The following is a 14,335-nucleotide window of genomic DNA, read 5'->3' on the forward strand; positions in this document are numbered from 1 at the left end:
TCGGATGGCTTCGCTCAGATGCAGAAGTTTATTGTTGCGTGCCTGATACCAAAAGCCAACCCCGGTTTTCTCAAGTCATTCTTTTTCTACCACAAAGGGCACGAAGAACACGAAGAGTGGACAATCTCTATTGTCCTTCGTGCACTTCGCGCCCTTTGTGGTGATGACGGGAATAAGATTAAATAGAGTTAGCTGGCCCGCAGAGCAACAGGCAGGACGCTTGTTGTAAATGGGACTGGCATTATCATTGGACCGCAGCGCATATCTGGTGGCCTTATTAATTTGAGCTTTGCGATATTTAGGCTACTGTCTATTTAGCAGCATAGGAATGTACTGACACAAATAGCTATCATGGAGGGTAACAATGCCGCTGGAGATCCGCATTTGCTATAACGAACAGCTTGAGTTTACTGAGTGTCAAGACGAGCAGGTACGTCATCAGTTTCAGGCTGATAACCCGCATCTTAAAGGGCAAACCTTGACCCCAGGTACTGCTTACCTCAGGCGCCCGGATTATTCTTTACCTTATTTTGAACCTGTCCCCGCCGACCAGCAGCAAGTGGTTAATCAACTGCAATTGCTTAGCATGGAAGAAAAACGGCATATCGGCGAGTTAAACAATCTGCTGGGTTCAGAAGCTATGCTGGCCATGGCGGAATTTTATCAGGAGCAATTACAGCCGATATTGGCCAATGAAGCCACGGGGTTTAGCGGCGCAGCAGCCACTGCTATCGAAACCCGAAGCGGCAAGTTTGTGCAAGCCGCGACAAAATATCAAAATGCCTTACTGCGGGTTCGCGAAGCGGTAAAAAGCGGTTTACCCCGACATCAGGTGCATGCGTTGGAGCAATTGGCTAAGCAGCATTTTATTTATATGAACGAGAAATTCCGGGCAGAGCTGGAGCGCTATATGAAAGTGCAGCAAGCCAGCCCCAGAGGCACTATCTGGTCCAGCCCCCAGCGTGCGATCCATCTGGCCCATAGCGCTAGAACCGACAAGCCCATCCGCCTGGCGACTTCGGCACAGTTTAATAAGATTCGCCTGTTTGAACAATCAGCCAGAATTGCCGGGAAAACGCTAATTGGCCTGGACGCGTTTCAGCGAGGCAGGGCTGTCTATCAGGATTATCAGCGTGGCAATGACTGGCATAGAAGGTTGGCGACTGAGTTGACTGGGTTTGGTTTTGGGGCGTTTACCGGTATCGTGGTTGGTACTTATGTGACTAACCAATTGACGCTGCTTCTCGCCTTCACTCCTGTAGGTTGGATAGCTGTTTTATTGATAGGCATCAGTGCTGGATACCTGGCTTCCAAATTTTTTGATGCAAAAGCTAAGAGCCTGAGTGGTGCGATATATGATTGGAGATTACGTGAGACAGGAATATTCTAGCTATGGATAATTCGCTGTTTGCCAGTACAGAAATGATCTTATTGTTGATTGCATTTTCTTTTGCATTTGTTTCTTTTATCTCAGTACTCTTGTTTACCAATATCACACTAAAATATATTGAAAGTAAGATGGCTGAAGAGGGCAAGAAACCACCCGAATGGGATAAAGGTATCGGGGCCAGAATTATAATTTATGCTTCAGCCATTGTATGGAAAAGCCACGCTAAAACACCATTAGCCGATGGGGAAACCGTAAGAAAGTATGCTAGGCCAATAGATAGAAAAATTTCAATCGTAATGCATTTGTCCTTTGCATTGTTTTTCCTACTGACAATAGCCTCTGAGTTTGTTTGATCTGCCAACAGCCAACTCACCAGTACTTCCCAGCCAGCGACCCAAGGATTAATGGGAGCAATAGGAGCAACGGTGTCAGTGACATTGCTCTCTAAATGTTCACTTTCTGACTCAAGTCTAATCACTCTAAGAAGCCCAAATCGCTTTGATGTAGCTGAGGTTTCATAGTTGGTGTGGGGCGTTAGTTAGACACTAGCAGCTAACTAACCCAGGCTGGCTCTAACATCAGCCATGGTGATAAAAAGTTTGTTCTTTGTATCCTGGAAGGCCTGGAATCCATAGCGTTCAATTGTTGTATCATTTTGGCACACAGGCCAGAAGTGCAGAAACAACCAATAAGACAAGCAAGCCAATTTTCCTGATCCTTGCTACTAAAGCCTCCACCATGGATACTAAAACTCAGTTTGGCTAAATCAATGCCATATATAGTTGACATCAGACATGGATGGTTCTCCTCAATAGTTGCCAGTTAAGCGTGGCAGCGATCAAAGGGGTCAGGTTCATTGATACTGGCAATAGTTCAAAGCGGCTTTGCCCCAAGCGGCCCGAGCCGCTTTGGTCCCGCTTAAAAATTCCCGGTCGGTTCAGGGCGCTGCTAAAAGGTGGGCAATTTGCTGGGAGCCAATTGAGTGGAAGACGCGTCTGGAACGTCGTTTTCACGACCGCCTTTTAGTAGTGCCCTGGACTGACGTTGTTGGGAATCCTGCGGGCGCGCTTTCTTTGCGTCTCGTTTCTTTACCGCGAAGTAAAGAAATGGGACTGGCGCGCGAGGGAACGCGTGTCATATCCAACTGGGAAGTTAAGCAATCTCTGCCTTGCCACGACAGTCTCCACCATGGATACTAAAACTCCGTTTGGCTAAATCAATGCCATATATAGTTGACATCAGACATGGACAGTTCTCCTCAATAGTTGTCAGTTGAGCGTGGCAAAACGCTGGGAAGAGGGAAATCCATACCATTCGTTAGGCGGCATGCAAAGGTAATCGCAAATGCAAAAGAAGAAACCTGTAGTTCGATTACTGAGAATCATCATGCCTATTGTGGCGATAATCTGCATCGTGATGTTCCCACCTTGGGAGGGAATATGGGCATGGATAACACCATTACCAGATACGGTGCAGGAGCAGCTCGATGATGCTATTGATTCTGGGCTGGATGGCATGATCGTTTATGTCGACCAGGCCAATCAGCCACCCGCTCTTTATGCAGCGGGATGGAAAGATCGGGCGGCGCAGATACCAGCTGACCCGCAAGCCTTGTTTAAGATTGCCAGCATCAGCAAGTTGTATATCGCTACGGCCGTTGCCAAGTTGGTCAATAAACAAAATTTGTTTCTGGATGACACGCTGGCAGATTACCTACCTGAACTTGTGGGCAGAATTGAATATGCCGATCAGATCACCCTGAAGATGATGGTGCAGCATCGCAGCGGTATTCCCAATTACGTCGACGAAGAGGAATTCGATTGGGGGAACCCGTTGATGGAGATCAGCGAGAATCTGGCGCTGGTTCTGGATGAGCCGGCAGATTTTGAACCTGACACCGACTATCGTTACTCCAATACCAATTATTTGTTGATTGGCAGTATTCTGGACAAGGTGTTGGGATACAGCCACCAACAGTACATCAAAAGTGAGATCATTGCCCCTCTGGGGCTAACCAATACTTATGGGCTGCTTAGCGATGTAAATCTCGAAGATGTAGCCAGTGGTTACTACACTAAATACGATGGTGATCTGAAGACGCTGGATTATGTTGTTCCCGGTGGTTCAATGGTTGCCACCGCACAGGATGTCGGCGTGTTCTTGCGTGCTTTGAATGATGGGGCATTGCTAAATGATGATGAACAGGCTATCTACTCCGCAATTTACAAGTATGAACATAAAGGCTGGGTGCTGGGATACCATAGCATCGCGCGCTATTACAAAGATATCGATGCAGTGGTTATTCAGTTTGTGAATACAACCGGTGGAGATATGGAATTGTTATCGAATGTTGTTTACGGCCGTATTGTTCGAATCTTGCGCAGGGAACAGTGAGAAACGAAGGCCCCGAATTGTTCAGAGATTTAGAGACTCCTCGTAGCGCCGCCTAACCAATCAAGCTGGCAAAGAGGGCGCCTTGCTTCGTCATTTTCGCGTCAACGTTATGCGCTATCGGCACTATCTTCTATGCGGCATCCCTCTAAGGGGTCAACAGCCAACTCACCAATACTCCCAGGCCAGCCGCCCCAGGCGCTCAATAGCCAGTTCAACCTCCTCGGTCCAGGGCACGCCATAGCTAAGTCTGATGCAGTGCCGGTATTTATCGGTGGGTGAGAATAACGTGCCGGGCATAATACTGATGCCTTGCTCCAGGGCATGCTGAAAGAGCTGGGCACCATCTGCCTTGCGGGCAAGCTCCAGCCACAGCACCGCGCCGCCATGGGGGCTGCTGACCCGGGTTTGGTTGGGAAAAGCGGATTCCACTTTGGCTTTCATGCGCTGCATATTGATTTTTAGAACGTCACGAAGATGCCGGATATAGCGCTCATACTCGCCCGATGCCATATATTCAGACAAGGTCCATTGGTTAAGCAGTGATGATGTGCAGGAAAGCGCGCGTTTTAATCTTGCTGCCTGCGCGGCAAAACGGGGGCTCAGCAGCCAGCCGATACGATGGCTGGGGGCCGCGGTTTTGGAAAAAGACGAGCAGGTGATCACCAGCCCTTTTTTAGCGTAAATCTGGGCCGGCAGGCCACGGCGTTCACCAAAGTACAGATCGCCGTAAACATCATCTTCAATCAGGCCAATATCTCTGGATTCCAGCAATGCCACAATGGCTTGCTTGTTGGTTTCAGTCAGCATAGCACCGAGGGGATTGGTGATGCTGGTGGAGAAAATACAGGCCTTGATGGGCTGAGTGTTTATGGCACGTTTAACATCGTCAACGCATAAACCGTCATCGGGACAGATGGGAATTTCGTATACCAGCATGCCGAGGCTTTCAATCAGTTCCAGAATGCCGAAATAGCAGGGGGATTCCACCGCTATCACATCACCGGGTTTGGCCAACAGCAGCAGGGCTATGGTCAGGGCCTCCTGGGCTCCATTGGTGATCACCAGTTGTTCCGGGTCGGCCTGCACGCCTAAATCCAGATAACGAAACGCCAACTGGCGGCGCAGCGGCAGAAAACCGTTAAGTGGGCCATAGCCAAGCGCCTGTTCATTGGCCAGTGAAATAACCCTGCGCATATTGCGCGCCAGGGCTTTATGCGGGGGCAGGGCAGAAACGGGATTACAAATAGCCAGGGGCAGGGCGTTGTGCTGGTGCACATTGGCATGTACCTGCTCAATCATTTCCTGACGGCCAACAGGCACCGCCCGAGTCGACTGTCTGGGTTTGCGGGGGGTATTCATTCTGGCCTGACTGGCACGCAGGAAGTAGCCGGATTTAGGTCTGGCTTCCACCAAACCCAATCGTTCTAACTCAAGGTAACCCTGTTTAACCGTGGGCACACTGATATCCAGCCGCTCGGCTAATTGCCGCAGCGATGGAATGCGATCGCCTGGGCGCAAGGTGCCTTTTTGCTGCATATCGCTAATCAGGTCAACCACCTGATGATAGAGAAAACGCTCCGATGGCTGGCCGGCAGAAAATTCCATCTGTATAGGTCGCTTTTTTAAAAAACTGTATATGTTAAGTATACAGATAGGGTCTATCATTGCTAGCTGAATCACCGGGAAGATGGCCAACATGAAAAACCTATTGCTGTATATCGTCACTGTCCTGATTTGGGGCTCAACCTGGCTGGCCATCGAATTTCAACTTGGCGTGGTTGAACCCGAAGTGTCCTTGGTTTATCGCTTTGCCATGGCTGCGCTGCTGATGTGGGGTTATTGCCTGTATCGGAAATTACCGATGCGCTTTAACCTGGTGCAACATGGTTTTTTTATTCTGTTGGCCCTGTGTAATTTTGGCTTTAATTATCTGGTGCTTTACTGGGCGCAGGCCTACCTGACCTCAGCATTGGCGTCTATCGCTTTCTCCACCATGCTGCTGATGAATATCATCAATACAAGGTTGTTTTTTGGTCAACCTATTGCCGGGCGCACCTATATTGGCGCATTGCTGGGCATTCTGGGGATTTTGTTATTGTTCTGGCAGGACCTGCAACAACTGGATATGTCCAATACCGTGTTGGTGGGACTGTTAATGGCGCTGGGCGGTACCTTAATTGCCTCGTTTGGCAATATGGTCAGTGTACGCAATTCCAGACGTCAGGTCGGCGTGCTGCAGGGCAATGCCTGGGGCATGCTGTATGGCACCCTGATACTGACCCTGGTCTCGATATTCAGCGGGGCCAGCTTCAGCTTTGATGCCAGGGCACCTTATGTGCTGAGCCTGATATATCTGGCGGTATTTGGCACGGTTGTGGCGTTTGCCTGCTATTTTGCGCTGTTAAAAAACATCGGCCCGCAGCAGGCCAGTTATGTGATTGTGCTGTTTCCTTTGGTGGCGGTGGTACTAAGCAGCTGGTTCGAGGATTTTCACTGGCACAGTGAAACGATTTGGGGATTTTCCCTGGTGTTGGCGGGCAATGCTCTGGTATTGACCCCATTTTCCAGGATTAAAAAGTGGTTGGGTGTGACAAAGCCTGCCACACCAGAGGCTGTATAATCAGGTCTGTGCCCACTGGCGCAGCAGATTATGATAAACGCCTGTCAGTTGCACGATCTCCGGGCTGTCCTGTACCTGTTTGCGTAGCGACTGAATCGCCATATCCATATCGAACAGGATGGCGCGTTTCTCGTCGCTGGCCACCATACTTTGCAGCCAGAAAAACGATGCCAGCCGCCGACCTCGGGTCACCGGGGTTACTCTGTGCAGACTGGTGGAGGGATAGAGCACCATATCACCGGCCGCCAGTTTGACCCGCTGCGAACCATAGGTATCTTCCATCACCAGTTCACCGCCATCGTATTCATCCGGTTCACTGAAAAACAGCGTCATAGACAAATCTGTTCGCACTTTCACCGGTGTGCCGGGCACCTGGCGAATGGCATTGTCCACATGCACGCCGAAAGACTGCCCGCCCTGATAGCAGTTAAACAAGGGGGGAAAGATTTTCAGCGGCAGGGCGGCTGACATAAACAACGCATGCTGGCCCAATGCCGCCAGTATCTGATCGCCTAATTGCCTGGCTTGTGCTGAGTTGTCAGGCAATTGCAGGTTGTTTTTGCTTTGCGATGACTGATAGCCCGCGGTGACATTACCGTCTATCCATTCGGCAGCTTCCAGCACGGTACGCATTTGCCTGACCTGTGCTTTGCTGAGTACGGCGGGGATCTTTAACAACATGGTGAATCTTCCAGAATAAAAGGCCCGCAATCGCGGGCCTGAACAACAAGCTTAACGCCATTCTAACTAGAAACTATAGTGGGCGCCCAGGGTAAAGTAGCGACCCACGCCGGGAATAGCATGGCCACCGCCCAGTTGCTCCAGATACTCTTCGTCGGTCAGGTTCTCACCGTTGAATTGCAGTCTGAGCTGTTCATTGACGCGGTAAGACAGCATTACATCCAACAATACATAGTCATCACCAGTGCGACGATTTTCAGAGCTGTTGTTATAGCGTTTGCCAACATACTGGGCACCGAAGCCGCCGTTTAGCGCATCATTGAATTGATACGTAGTCCAAAGGCTGAAGGACTGCTTAGGCGTATTTGGCAGCTCGTTACCGGTACTGACGTCTTCGCTGTCCTGATAGCTGAATGAACCGATAATGTTCCACTGCTTGCTGATAACGCCGGTGGCACTTAACTCAATGCCTTGCACCTTATGCTCGCCATTCAGTTCATACATGCTGTCGTCATTTAACAGGCGGGCATTATTTTTTACCGAGCGGAACAAGGCCGCGCTGGTCAGTAGTTTGTCATCCAGCAGGTTCCATTTGGTGCCGAGCTCGATACTGCGGGTTTGCTCGGGGTCCAACTCTGCCTCGTTGCGGCGTGTGGAAACGGCTATCCCTTCTGCGGATGGGTTATAAGAGTTGCCCGCTGCCAGATAAATACTGCCATTATCGGCCGGCTTGAACACTGCAGAGAGGTTCCAGGCCAGCATATTGTCATCGGTATTGATCACTTTAGACGGGTCGGAATAGTCGTATTGGTAGTCGCTGTCGAAAGACTCCCAGCGCAAACCGCCGGTGACCTGCCACTGCGGATTAATGGTTACCGTGTCAAAGGCATAGATGGCCAGGGTGTCAGCATCGGCTTCGATACTGGTGCCATCGCGCTCATAACGACCGGTAAAGGGTAAGTGAGGGTTTGGATGATACAGGTCATTCAGGGCCGGGCCGCTGTCCAGATTGTCATCTACCACGTCGGTCATGTTCCAGCGCTTGAAGGTTTCCCGTGCCAGCTCCACGCCGACCACCAGGTCATGACGGATACCACCACTTTGCAGATTGGCAATCCAGTCGGCCTGCAGAGCCTTCAGGCTGTTTTTACTGTCGCGGGTTTTCTCATCGCTCAGGCGCACATCGGTACTTTCCGCCAGCTTATAAAAGCGCGGCGCGGTGACTATGGTCTGACGTTTTACTTCGCCGGCGCGGGCCTGAATTCTCAACAGACTGTGTGCCGACAAATCCTGCTCGTAGCGCAGGGTGACAGACTGGGACTTAATGTCTTCCTGATCCCGGTTCACATTGCCGTAGAAGTTGTCGAAATCCACTGGTGGGGCCTGGTTGACATAATCTGCCAGCTCAGCCACGGGGTTGGTTCCTACCCATGGCAGACCGTAATCGGGCAGATTATCCTGCTTTTGATATTCCAGATTGGCGTTAAAACGTTTATCGGTGCCAAGCCCGGCGGCGTAGGACAAGGCTCCGGCATAGGTGGCATTTTCCACTTCGTCGCGACCCGCCAGTTCACCATCCTGCGCCAGTAAATTAACCCGCAATGCACTGGTGTCACCAACCTGCATATTGGTATCAACGGTGGCCCGATAATCCTGCTCTGAGCCACCGCGGGCACTGACATCGGTGAATTGATCCAGACGTGCGGTTTTGCTTTGCAGGTTAATGCTTCCCCCTGTGGCGCCACGCCCCGTTACCGCAGACCCCGGGCCTTTGGCCACTTCAACCGATTCCAGGTTATAGGTATCTCGGTAATAACCGGCGATATCCCGAATGCCGTCAACAAAAATATCATTGCTGGCGCTGAAGCCCCGAATTGCCATGCTATCGCCAGAAGGTGCTCCGCCTTCACCGGCCGCCAGGGAAATACCCGATACGCTACGAAGGGCATCGCGCAGGCTGTCTACACCGCGGTCTTTCATCACTGACTCGGGGATCACTGTGATGGACTTGGCGGTATCCAGCAGTGGTTGGGTAAATTTAACCGAGCTGGAGCGGGTGACCTGGTAACTGTCTTGTTGTTGCACCGTGGCCTGGGCGGTTGGCAGTTCTTTAATTTCAGACTGATCTGCAGCCAGGGTTTGAGAAGAAAAAGCGGCTGCAACGCTTAGGGCAAGCAAGCTGGTTGCTGACCCATAAGGAGTGTGTGTTCTGTTAGACATAAAATCCCTATGAAAAAAAGTATCGGAAAAAACGATTGTTGTGGGTGAGAATCGTTCTTTTTTATGTCAGAGTATCATAGCAAAAGTGATGCTAGTGTAAATAGGAATGATTATTAACATTTGCAGTATTTTTGTCAGGAACAGATAATAGCGACGTTTTTTCACAGGTAGGGCTGCACTTGTTCAGGTCGAGATTCATTGTATTAGCCGTCAGCATGTCGGCATTGGCGCTGCCAGCTTGGGCAGATAAAGCGCAAAGTCGTGATAAGCTGGTTCAGCAGTGGCTGAGCCTGGAACAACAAAAAGCCGCATTGCAAAGTGACTGGCAGCAACAAAAACCTGTGCTGGCGCAGCGTATGACATTGCTTGAAGCTGAGAAGCAGCAACTGCAAACTTTGTTAGCCAACAGTCAGCAGGGCAGTTCACAAGTGCAGGTGAAGCGTGCTGAAATGCTTGCCCAGCAAAGTGAACTTGAGCAGCAACAAGTCAGTGCCAGGCTGCAGGTGAAGCAGCTCAATGCGCAACTGGACGGCTTGACAAGCCGCTTACCGCCGCCACTACAAACAGCCTGGGCTCAGGAGCAGGAGGGCTTGTCAGACGATGCCGATACCTCCGCATTACTGCAGGTGGCCCTGGCCAAACTGGAAAAGCTTTATACGTTTGACAGCCGGGTCAGCTTGTATGAAATGCCGGTCACCACACCCACTGGTCAGCAAGTGCTGGTTAAACAACTGTATCTGGGGATCACCACGGCCTGGTTTGTCAGTCCGGATGGTGCAATAAGTGGTCAGGGCCGCTCTGAAGACGATGGCTGGCAATGGCATTTTGGGGACCAAGGACAGGCGATTCTCAGGGCTGTTGAGGTGTTTGAGAAAAAACGCCAAGCCGAGTTAGTACCAATGCCTGTGCTGCTTTCCACCGGAGCTGGCCGATGAGATTAATGAATATCGCTCTGCTTTGTATGGGCTTAGTCACACCTGTGGCTATGGCTGCTGACGCGGTGGAAACATCACTGCTAAAAGATATTCAGCAGGCTCAGCAGAGTCTGCAGCAGTATCAGCAGAAAACAGATAAAGAGCGCACTCATATAGCAGCCAGCTTGCGTAAGCTGGAGTCAGAGGTAGCAGACTTGCGGGAAAGAACCGCAGTAACGCGGCGGCTGAACGATGAAAATACGCTGGGGCTGAGCCAATTGCAGGAGCGGCTCGACAGTTGGCAGCAACAGCAACAATACCAGTCCAACCTGCTGAAGCGTTTTTTACATCAGCAGCAAATTCTACCCACCTCAAGCCGCGCAGATTTGCTTCAGGGCCTGACGCTGCTTAACACCGAATTGCAAAGTATTCGTCTGCATCCGCAGTGGCAGGAACAGCAACTGGTGATGCCTGATGGTACCTTGCAGCAAGCCCAGGTTTTACGTATTGGCCCGGTGCATTGGTGGCTGGGCGAAGATAACGGCGGATTCGCACTGCCAGAAGATGGCTTGCTAAAGGCCGGTCCCGGATTGCCCGCAGATGGTTTAAAACACCTGCAACAAAGTGGCCAGGGTGAGTTGCCACTGGACCCAAGTCTGAATCACAGCAGACTAGTGGCACAAAACAGTGAAAGTGCTTTTGAACATATCGCCAAAGGCGGACTTTGGGCGCTACCCATTATTTTCTTTGCGTTATTTGCGCTGGCCATTGCGCTGCTAAAAGCCGTGCAGTTATGGCGACTTCCCCGGGTGACCGCGCTGACCAGAAGCCAGGTTTATAGCAGTAATGAAAGCGCGTCGTTGATGAGCGGCATGTCAGTGCACCAGCAAGAACTGCTGAGTATTGCCCGTCAGGAAGCAAATCCAGAATACCGTGATGATCTGTTGTTTGCGGCACTGCAAAGGCAAAAGCATCAACTGGAACGCTATCTTGGCGCCATTGCGATTACTGCCTCAGTGTCGCCGCTGCTGGGATTGCTGGGTACGGTATCAGGCATGATTGAAACCTTTAAAATGATGACATTATTCGGCTCTGGCGATCCGCAGGTGGTGTCCGGCGGTATCGCGCAAGCGCTGATTACCACTGAGTTGGGGTTAGTGGTGGCGATTCCGGCGTTAATTCTGAATGCGTTACTGTCCAGAAAAGCCCGTGCTTACTTCCATGAACTGGAGGATTTCGCCATTAAGCTAAGTCAGTCAGAGCAACCCGCCAACGCAGCAGTCAAACCTGCACCGCACATACTCAAGGAAGTTAAGGCATGATGGCGCAACTGCTTTCCAATTGGGTGTGCTGGGCCATAGTACTGACCGCTTTATATTGTTATCAGCATCTTGCCCTGCAACTGTTGCAATTAAGGGGGTTGGATGAACAGCTTGAACAGCGGGATGCGCAATTCAGCCAGTTGCTGATTGGCACAATGCCATTGCTGGGGTTACTTGGCACGATAATCGGCTTGCTGGATTGTTTTATGGCCATGTCAGAGCAGGGCAACAGTGGCTATCAGCTTAGCCAGGGGATCGGGGATGCTTTGCTGACCACCGAATTGGGATTGGTGTGTGCGATCCCTGGTTGGCTGTTGCAGGGCTATTTACGCCATCGTCAGCATAGTGCCGTTTTGATGCAGCAGGGCTGACGATGCAATCCAGACTTAAACAGAAGCTCGAACAGCAGCAACAGCAAGGCATCGATATGTCGCCCTTGCTGGATGTGGTATTTATCCTGTTGATCTTTTTTATTGTCACCACGGTGTTTGTGCGTGAAACCGGGGTTGAGGTAGACAAGCCTCAGTCCATATCCGCACAACAACTGGAGCAGACCGTTATTTTGCTGGCTATTACCGATACAGGCGAGGTCTTTTATGATGGCAGCCAGATAGGCGTGGCTGGTGTGCGGGGCACGCTGGAGCAGTTGCTGCGTACTCAGGCGCGGCCGGTAGTGATTCAGGCCGACAAAACCGTTGCCACTCAGTTGCTGGTTGAGGTGCTTGATGAGGCCAAACTGGCCGGTGCTAAAACCGTTAACCTGGCAACCAGAAACTGAGTATGCAGCGCATTACTCAACAGGCCAAGGCCATGCTGGTGAGTCTGAGTATTCTCAGTATCGCCCTGGCTCTGCTTTGGTTGGGGCAGGGCTGGCAGGCCAATGAAGCCGAACAACTGACCATTCGCGAGGTGTCGGTTGCCATGCTACCGCCACCACCACCGCCACCGCCGACCCCAGTTCAGCAGGTCATGGCAGACGCGCCGATTAATCTGCAGGTAAGCGGTTCGGGCCCCAGTATTCAATTAACTAAGCCGGATGTTCGCCAGCTAACCGCCATTCAGCCCCCTGCACCCGTTATGCACATGGCCAGGACTGACTGGCAAAGTCTGGAGGTGGATTGGCAGGCATTCAGCCTGGATGAGCTGGATGGTTTGCCAACCTTACTGACGCCACTGAGTATCAGATTGCCAGCCAGTTTAAGCCGCCAGGGCATTAAGCAGGTGTTGATCAAGCTGGAAATCCTGGTGGATGAGCAGGGGCAGGTGACCCTGTTGGACGTGGTGGAAAACCCACACCCGGAACTAAAGCCGGAGATCCTTAAGATGGTTCGCAGCAGCCGTTTTTCTGCACCGAGCAAAGGCAACGAAACAGTCCGGGCCAAATTTATCTGGCCCATTAATATTAGCGAGTAAATGCAAGTGAAGAATCCCCCCCTTGCCCTGTGGTTGTTATTATCCCTGTTTGCCGGTAAAGCGGTGGCAGGAGCAACAGTACAAGTTCAATTCAGTGAGCCTAAGTGGCAATTCTTGTTGAATAATCAGCCGCTGGCACAAACTGAAGCACAACTGGCGCCAACAGAGAGAAACTTTGCCCGCAGTATTCAGCCCAGCTTAGCCAGCCAGGATTACCAGGCGGTGTGGCAGGCGTTTGCCGATCGTCCCCTGGCCCAGGACAGCGCCGCATTGCAGGTTCTGCGTGGTCAGGTGGCTTTGACCCTTAAACATTATGATCAGGCTGTATCGGCATTTCGCGCGGCGCTGAGCGCCATGCCTGAGCTGACACTGGCCCAGCAGGGCCTCAGTATGGTGTATATGCTGAAGCAGGATTACGCCAGCGCGCAGCCGCTGCTGGCAAAAAGCATTGCTGCAGGTCGGGCTGATGCGCAAACTTATGGGCAACTGGCGTACGTTAATTTGCAACTCAAGGATGCCGGAAGTGCGATCGCCGGTTATCAGCAGGCACTGTTTCTGGAGCCGGACAATTTGCAGTGGCGTCAGGGACTGTTGTATGCATTGATGCAATCCCGCGCGTTTGCCCAGGCAGCCGGTCTACTGGAAGGTATGCTGGAAAAAAATGGCGATGATCCGCAACTATGGCTGACCCGTGGCCAGTTGGCATTGCAGCAAGGCCAGCATGAACTGGCGCTGAGTAGTTTGGAAGTGGCCTTGCGTCTTGGCGAGAAAAGCGCTGCTAATCTGGCTCTCGCCGCGCAGCTTCATGTTCAGCAGGGCAGTATGCAAAGGGCGGTGGAATTGCTGGAAACTGGGTTGAAGCTTGCCGATATTCAACCCCTGGTGACCACGCTGGAGCAAACGAGCGCATGGCTGGCCCATCAGCAGCAGTGGCCATTACTGGACAAACTGTTCGCTAACCTGGATAAGCATATGGCCGCGCTACCTAAGGTTACTCAAGCCAGAATCAAAGTGGTTAAAGCCTCACAAGCAACGCAGGCGGGCCGTCAGGAACAGGCTCAGCGCTGGTTAAACGAAGCCATTGAGGCCGATCCGGCCAACAGCGAAGCCGCGCTTAACCTGGCAACGCTGTTACATGAGAAAAAACAGTGGCAACGGGCTCGCAGCTTCTATGTCCGAGCCAAGGCCCTGGCTGACACATCTGAGCGGGCCATATTGGGGCTGGCACAGCTGGAAATCGATCAGGGCCGTTATCAGGATGCGCTGACATTGTTAAACGAGATCCTGCGCAAACAACCTGGCAGATCTGATATAGCAGCCAATATTCGAGCGCTGGAAACCCTGGTGCGGCAGCAAGGAAGGAGCTAACAGGGCGTATGAC

13 protein-coding genes and 1 pseudogene are annotated in these 14,335 nt (G+C 51.5%); 10 read left to right on the forward strand and 4 right to left on the reverse strand.

Translation table 11 applies throughout. From position 1 onward, the window contains the following. Positions 1 to 364: 364 nt before the first annotated feature. Together ABD028_RS10165 and ABD028_RS10170 are read left to right on the forward strand one after the other, a co-directional pair. Positions 365 to 1,390, forward strand: coding sequence for a hypothetical protein (locus ABD028_RS10165; RefSeq protein ID WP_343844663.1), 1,026 nt, complete (start codon positions 365 to 367; stop codon positions 1,388 to 1,390). 2 nt (positions 1,391 to 1,392) lie between these two features. Beyond that, a complete protein-coding gene (locus ABD028_RS10170; protein ID WP_343844665.1) occupies positions 1,393 to 1,743 on the forward strand; it encodes a hypothetical protein in 351 nt (116 codons plus the stop codon). A gap of 203 nt (positions 1,744 to 1,946) precedes the next feature. Here ABD028_RS10170 and ABD028_RS10175 read toward each other — a convergent pair. Continuing rightward, positions 1,947 to 2,030 (reverse strand): annotated as a pseudogene (locus tag ABD028_RS10175) (GNAT family N-acetyltransferase); the annotation flags it as partial. A 704-nt stretch (positions 2,031 to 2,734) separates the two neighbouring features. Between ABD028_RS10175 and ABD028_RS10180 the strand changes: the two are divergent. Further along, on the forward strand, positions 2,735 to 3,784 hold the full coding sequence (locus ABD028_RS10180; RefSeq protein ID WP_343844666.1) for a serine hydrolase domain-containing protein: 1,050 nt from the start codon (positions 2,735 to 2,737) through the stop codon (positions 3,782 to 3,784). A gap of 165 nt (positions 3,785 to 3,949) precedes the next feature. On the opposite strand, the gene ABD028_RS10185 is transcribed toward ABD028_RS10180, so the two are convergent. Beyond that, positions 3,950 to 5,389 (reverse strand): aminotransferase-like domain-containing protein, encoded by a 1,440-nt coding sequence (locus tag ABD028_RS10185; protein WP_343844667.1) that lies wholly within the window; start codon positions 5,387 to 5,389, stop codon positions 3,950 to 3,952. A gap of 91 nt (positions 5,390 to 5,480) precedes the next feature. Between ABD028_RS10185 and ABD028_RS10190 the strand changes: the two genes are divergently transcribed. Further along, the gene (locus tag ABD028_RS10190; protein WP_343844668.1) at positions 5,481 to 6,404 is read left to right on the forward strand and encodes a DMT family transporter; all 924 of its coding nucleotides are present in this window, start codon (positions 5,481 to 5,483) and stop codon (positions 6,402 to 6,404) included. Here ABD028_RS10190 and ABD028_RS10195 read toward each other — a convergent pair whose 3' ends face one another. Both ABD028_RS10195 and ABD028_RS10200 read right to left on the reverse strand, forming a co-directional pair. Further along, a complete protein-coding gene (locus tag ABD028_RS10195) occupies positions 6,405 to 7,085 on the reverse strand; it encodes a Fe2+-dependent dioxygenase (RefSeq protein WP_102798401.1) in 681 nt (226 codons plus the stop codon). It abuts the gene before it with no gap. A 66-nt stretch (positions 7,086 to 7,151) separates the two neighbouring features. Continuing rightward, positions 7,152 to 9,305, reverse strand: a complete 2,154-nt coding sequence (locus ABD028_RS10200) for a TonB-dependent receptor (protein ID WP_343844670.1) — start codon at positions 9,303 to 9,305, stop codon at positions 7,152 to 7,154. A 215-nt stretch (positions 9,306 to 9,520) separates the two neighbouring features. Between ABD028_RS10200 and ABD028_RS10205 the strand changes: the two genes are divergently transcribed. The 6 genes from ABD028_RS10205 to ABD028_RS10230 are packed head-to-tail and all read left to right on the forward strand — an operon-like array spanning position 9,521 to position 14,322. After that, a complete protein-coding gene (locus ABD028_RS10205; protein WP_343844671.1) occupies positions 9,521 to 10,240 on the forward strand; it encodes a DUF3450 family protein in 720 nt (239 codons plus the stop codon). Beyond that, a complete protein-coding gene (locus tag ABD028_RS10210; RefSeq protein WP_343844672.1) occupies positions 10,237 to 11,541 on the forward strand; it encodes a MotA/TolQ/ExbB proton channel family protein in 1,305 nt (434 codons plus the stop codon). The genes ABD028_RS10205 and ABD028_RS10210 overlap by 4 nt, the downstream gene beginning before the upstream one ends. After that, positions 11,538 to 11,912, forward strand: a complete 375-nt coding sequence (locus ABD028_RS10215; protein ID WP_102798405.1) for a MotA/TolQ/ExbB proton channel family protein — start codon at positions 11,538 to 11,540, stop codon at positions 11,910 to 11,912. Before ABD028_RS10210 ends, ABD028_RS10215 begins: the two co-directional genes overlap by 4 nt. 2 nt (positions 11,913 to 11,914) lie before the next feature. Next, complete coding sequence (locus tag ABD028_RS10220; RefSeq protein ID WP_102798406.1) at positions 11,915 to 12,319, forward strand: ExbD/TolR family protein; 405 nt, start codon at positions 11,915 to 11,917, stop codon at positions 12,317 to 12,319. 2 nt (positions 12,320 to 12,321) lie between these two features. After that, on the forward strand, positions 12,322 to 12,954 hold the full coding sequence (locus tag ABD028_RS10225; protein WP_343844674.1) for an energy transducer TonB: 633 nt from the start codon (positions 12,322 to 12,324) through the stop codon (positions 12,952 to 12,954). Continuing rightward, positions 12,955 to 14,322 carry a tetratricopeptide repeat protein gene (locus tag ABD028_RS10230; protein WP_343844675.1) on the forward strand — a complete coding sequence of 456 codons (1,368 nt, stop codon included), beginning with the start codon at positions 12,955 to 12,957 and terminating at the stop codon, positions 14,320 to 14,322. Positions 14,323 to 14,335: the final 13 nt, after the last annotated feature.

The organism is Bowmanella denitrificans (assembly GCF_039522935.1).
GTDB classification, from domain to species: domain Bacteria; phylum Pseudomonadota; class Gammaproteobacteria; order Enterobacterales; family Alteromonadaceae; genus Bowmanella; species Bowmanella denitrificans.

Coding starts and splice junctions, on each gene's coding strand:
- ABD028_RS10165 (WP_343844663.1), top strand. CDS start 365: ATGCCGCTGGAGATCCGCATTTGCTATAACGAACAGCTTGAGTTTACT.
- ABD028_RS10170 (WP_343844665.1), top strand. CDS start 1,393: ATGGATAATTCGCTGTTTGCCAGTACAGAAATGATCTTATTGTTGATT.
- ABD028_RS10180 (WP_343844666.1), top strand. CDS start 2,735: ATGCAAAAGAAGAAACCTGTAGTTCGATTACTGAGAATCATCATGCCT.
- ABD028_RS10185 (WP_343844667.1), bottom strand. CDS start 5,389: ATGGAATTTTCTGCCGGCCAGCCATCGGAGCGTTTTCTCTATCATCAG.
- ABD028_RS10190 (WP_343844668.1), top strand. CDS start 5,481: ATGAAAAACCTATTGCTGTATATCGTCACTGTCCTGATTTGGGGCTCA.
- ABD028_RS10195 (WP_102798401.1), bottom strand. CDS start 7,085: ATGTTGTTAAAGATCCCCGCCGTACTCAGCAAAGCACAGGTCAGGCAA.
- ABD028_RS10200 (WP_343844670.1), bottom strand. CDS start 9,305: ATGTCTAACAGAACACACACTCCTTATGGGTCAGCAACCAGCTTGCTT.
- ABD028_RS10205 (WP_343844671.1), top strand. CDS start 9,521: ATGTCGGCATTGGCGCTGCCAGCTTGGGCAGATAAAGCGCAAAGTCGT.
- ABD028_RS10210 (WP_343844672.1), top strand. CDS start 10,237: ATGAGATTAATGAATATCGCTCTGCTTTGTATGGGCTTAGTCACACCT.
- ABD028_RS10215 (WP_102798405.1), top strand. CDS start 11,538: ATGATGGCGCAACTGCTTTCCAATTGGGTGTGCTGGGCCATAGTACTG.
- ABD028_RS10220 (WP_102798406.1), top strand. CDS start 11,915: ATGCAATCCAGACTTAAACAGAAGCTCGAACAGCAGCAACAGCAAGGC.
- ABD028_RS10225 (WP_343844674.1), top strand. CDS start 12,322: ATGCAGCGCATTACTCAACAGGCCAAGGCCATGCTGGTGAGTCTGAGT.
- ABD028_RS10230 (WP_343844675.1), top strand. CDS start 12,955: ATGCAAGTGAAGAATCCCCCCCTTGCCCTGTGGTTGTTATTATCCCTG.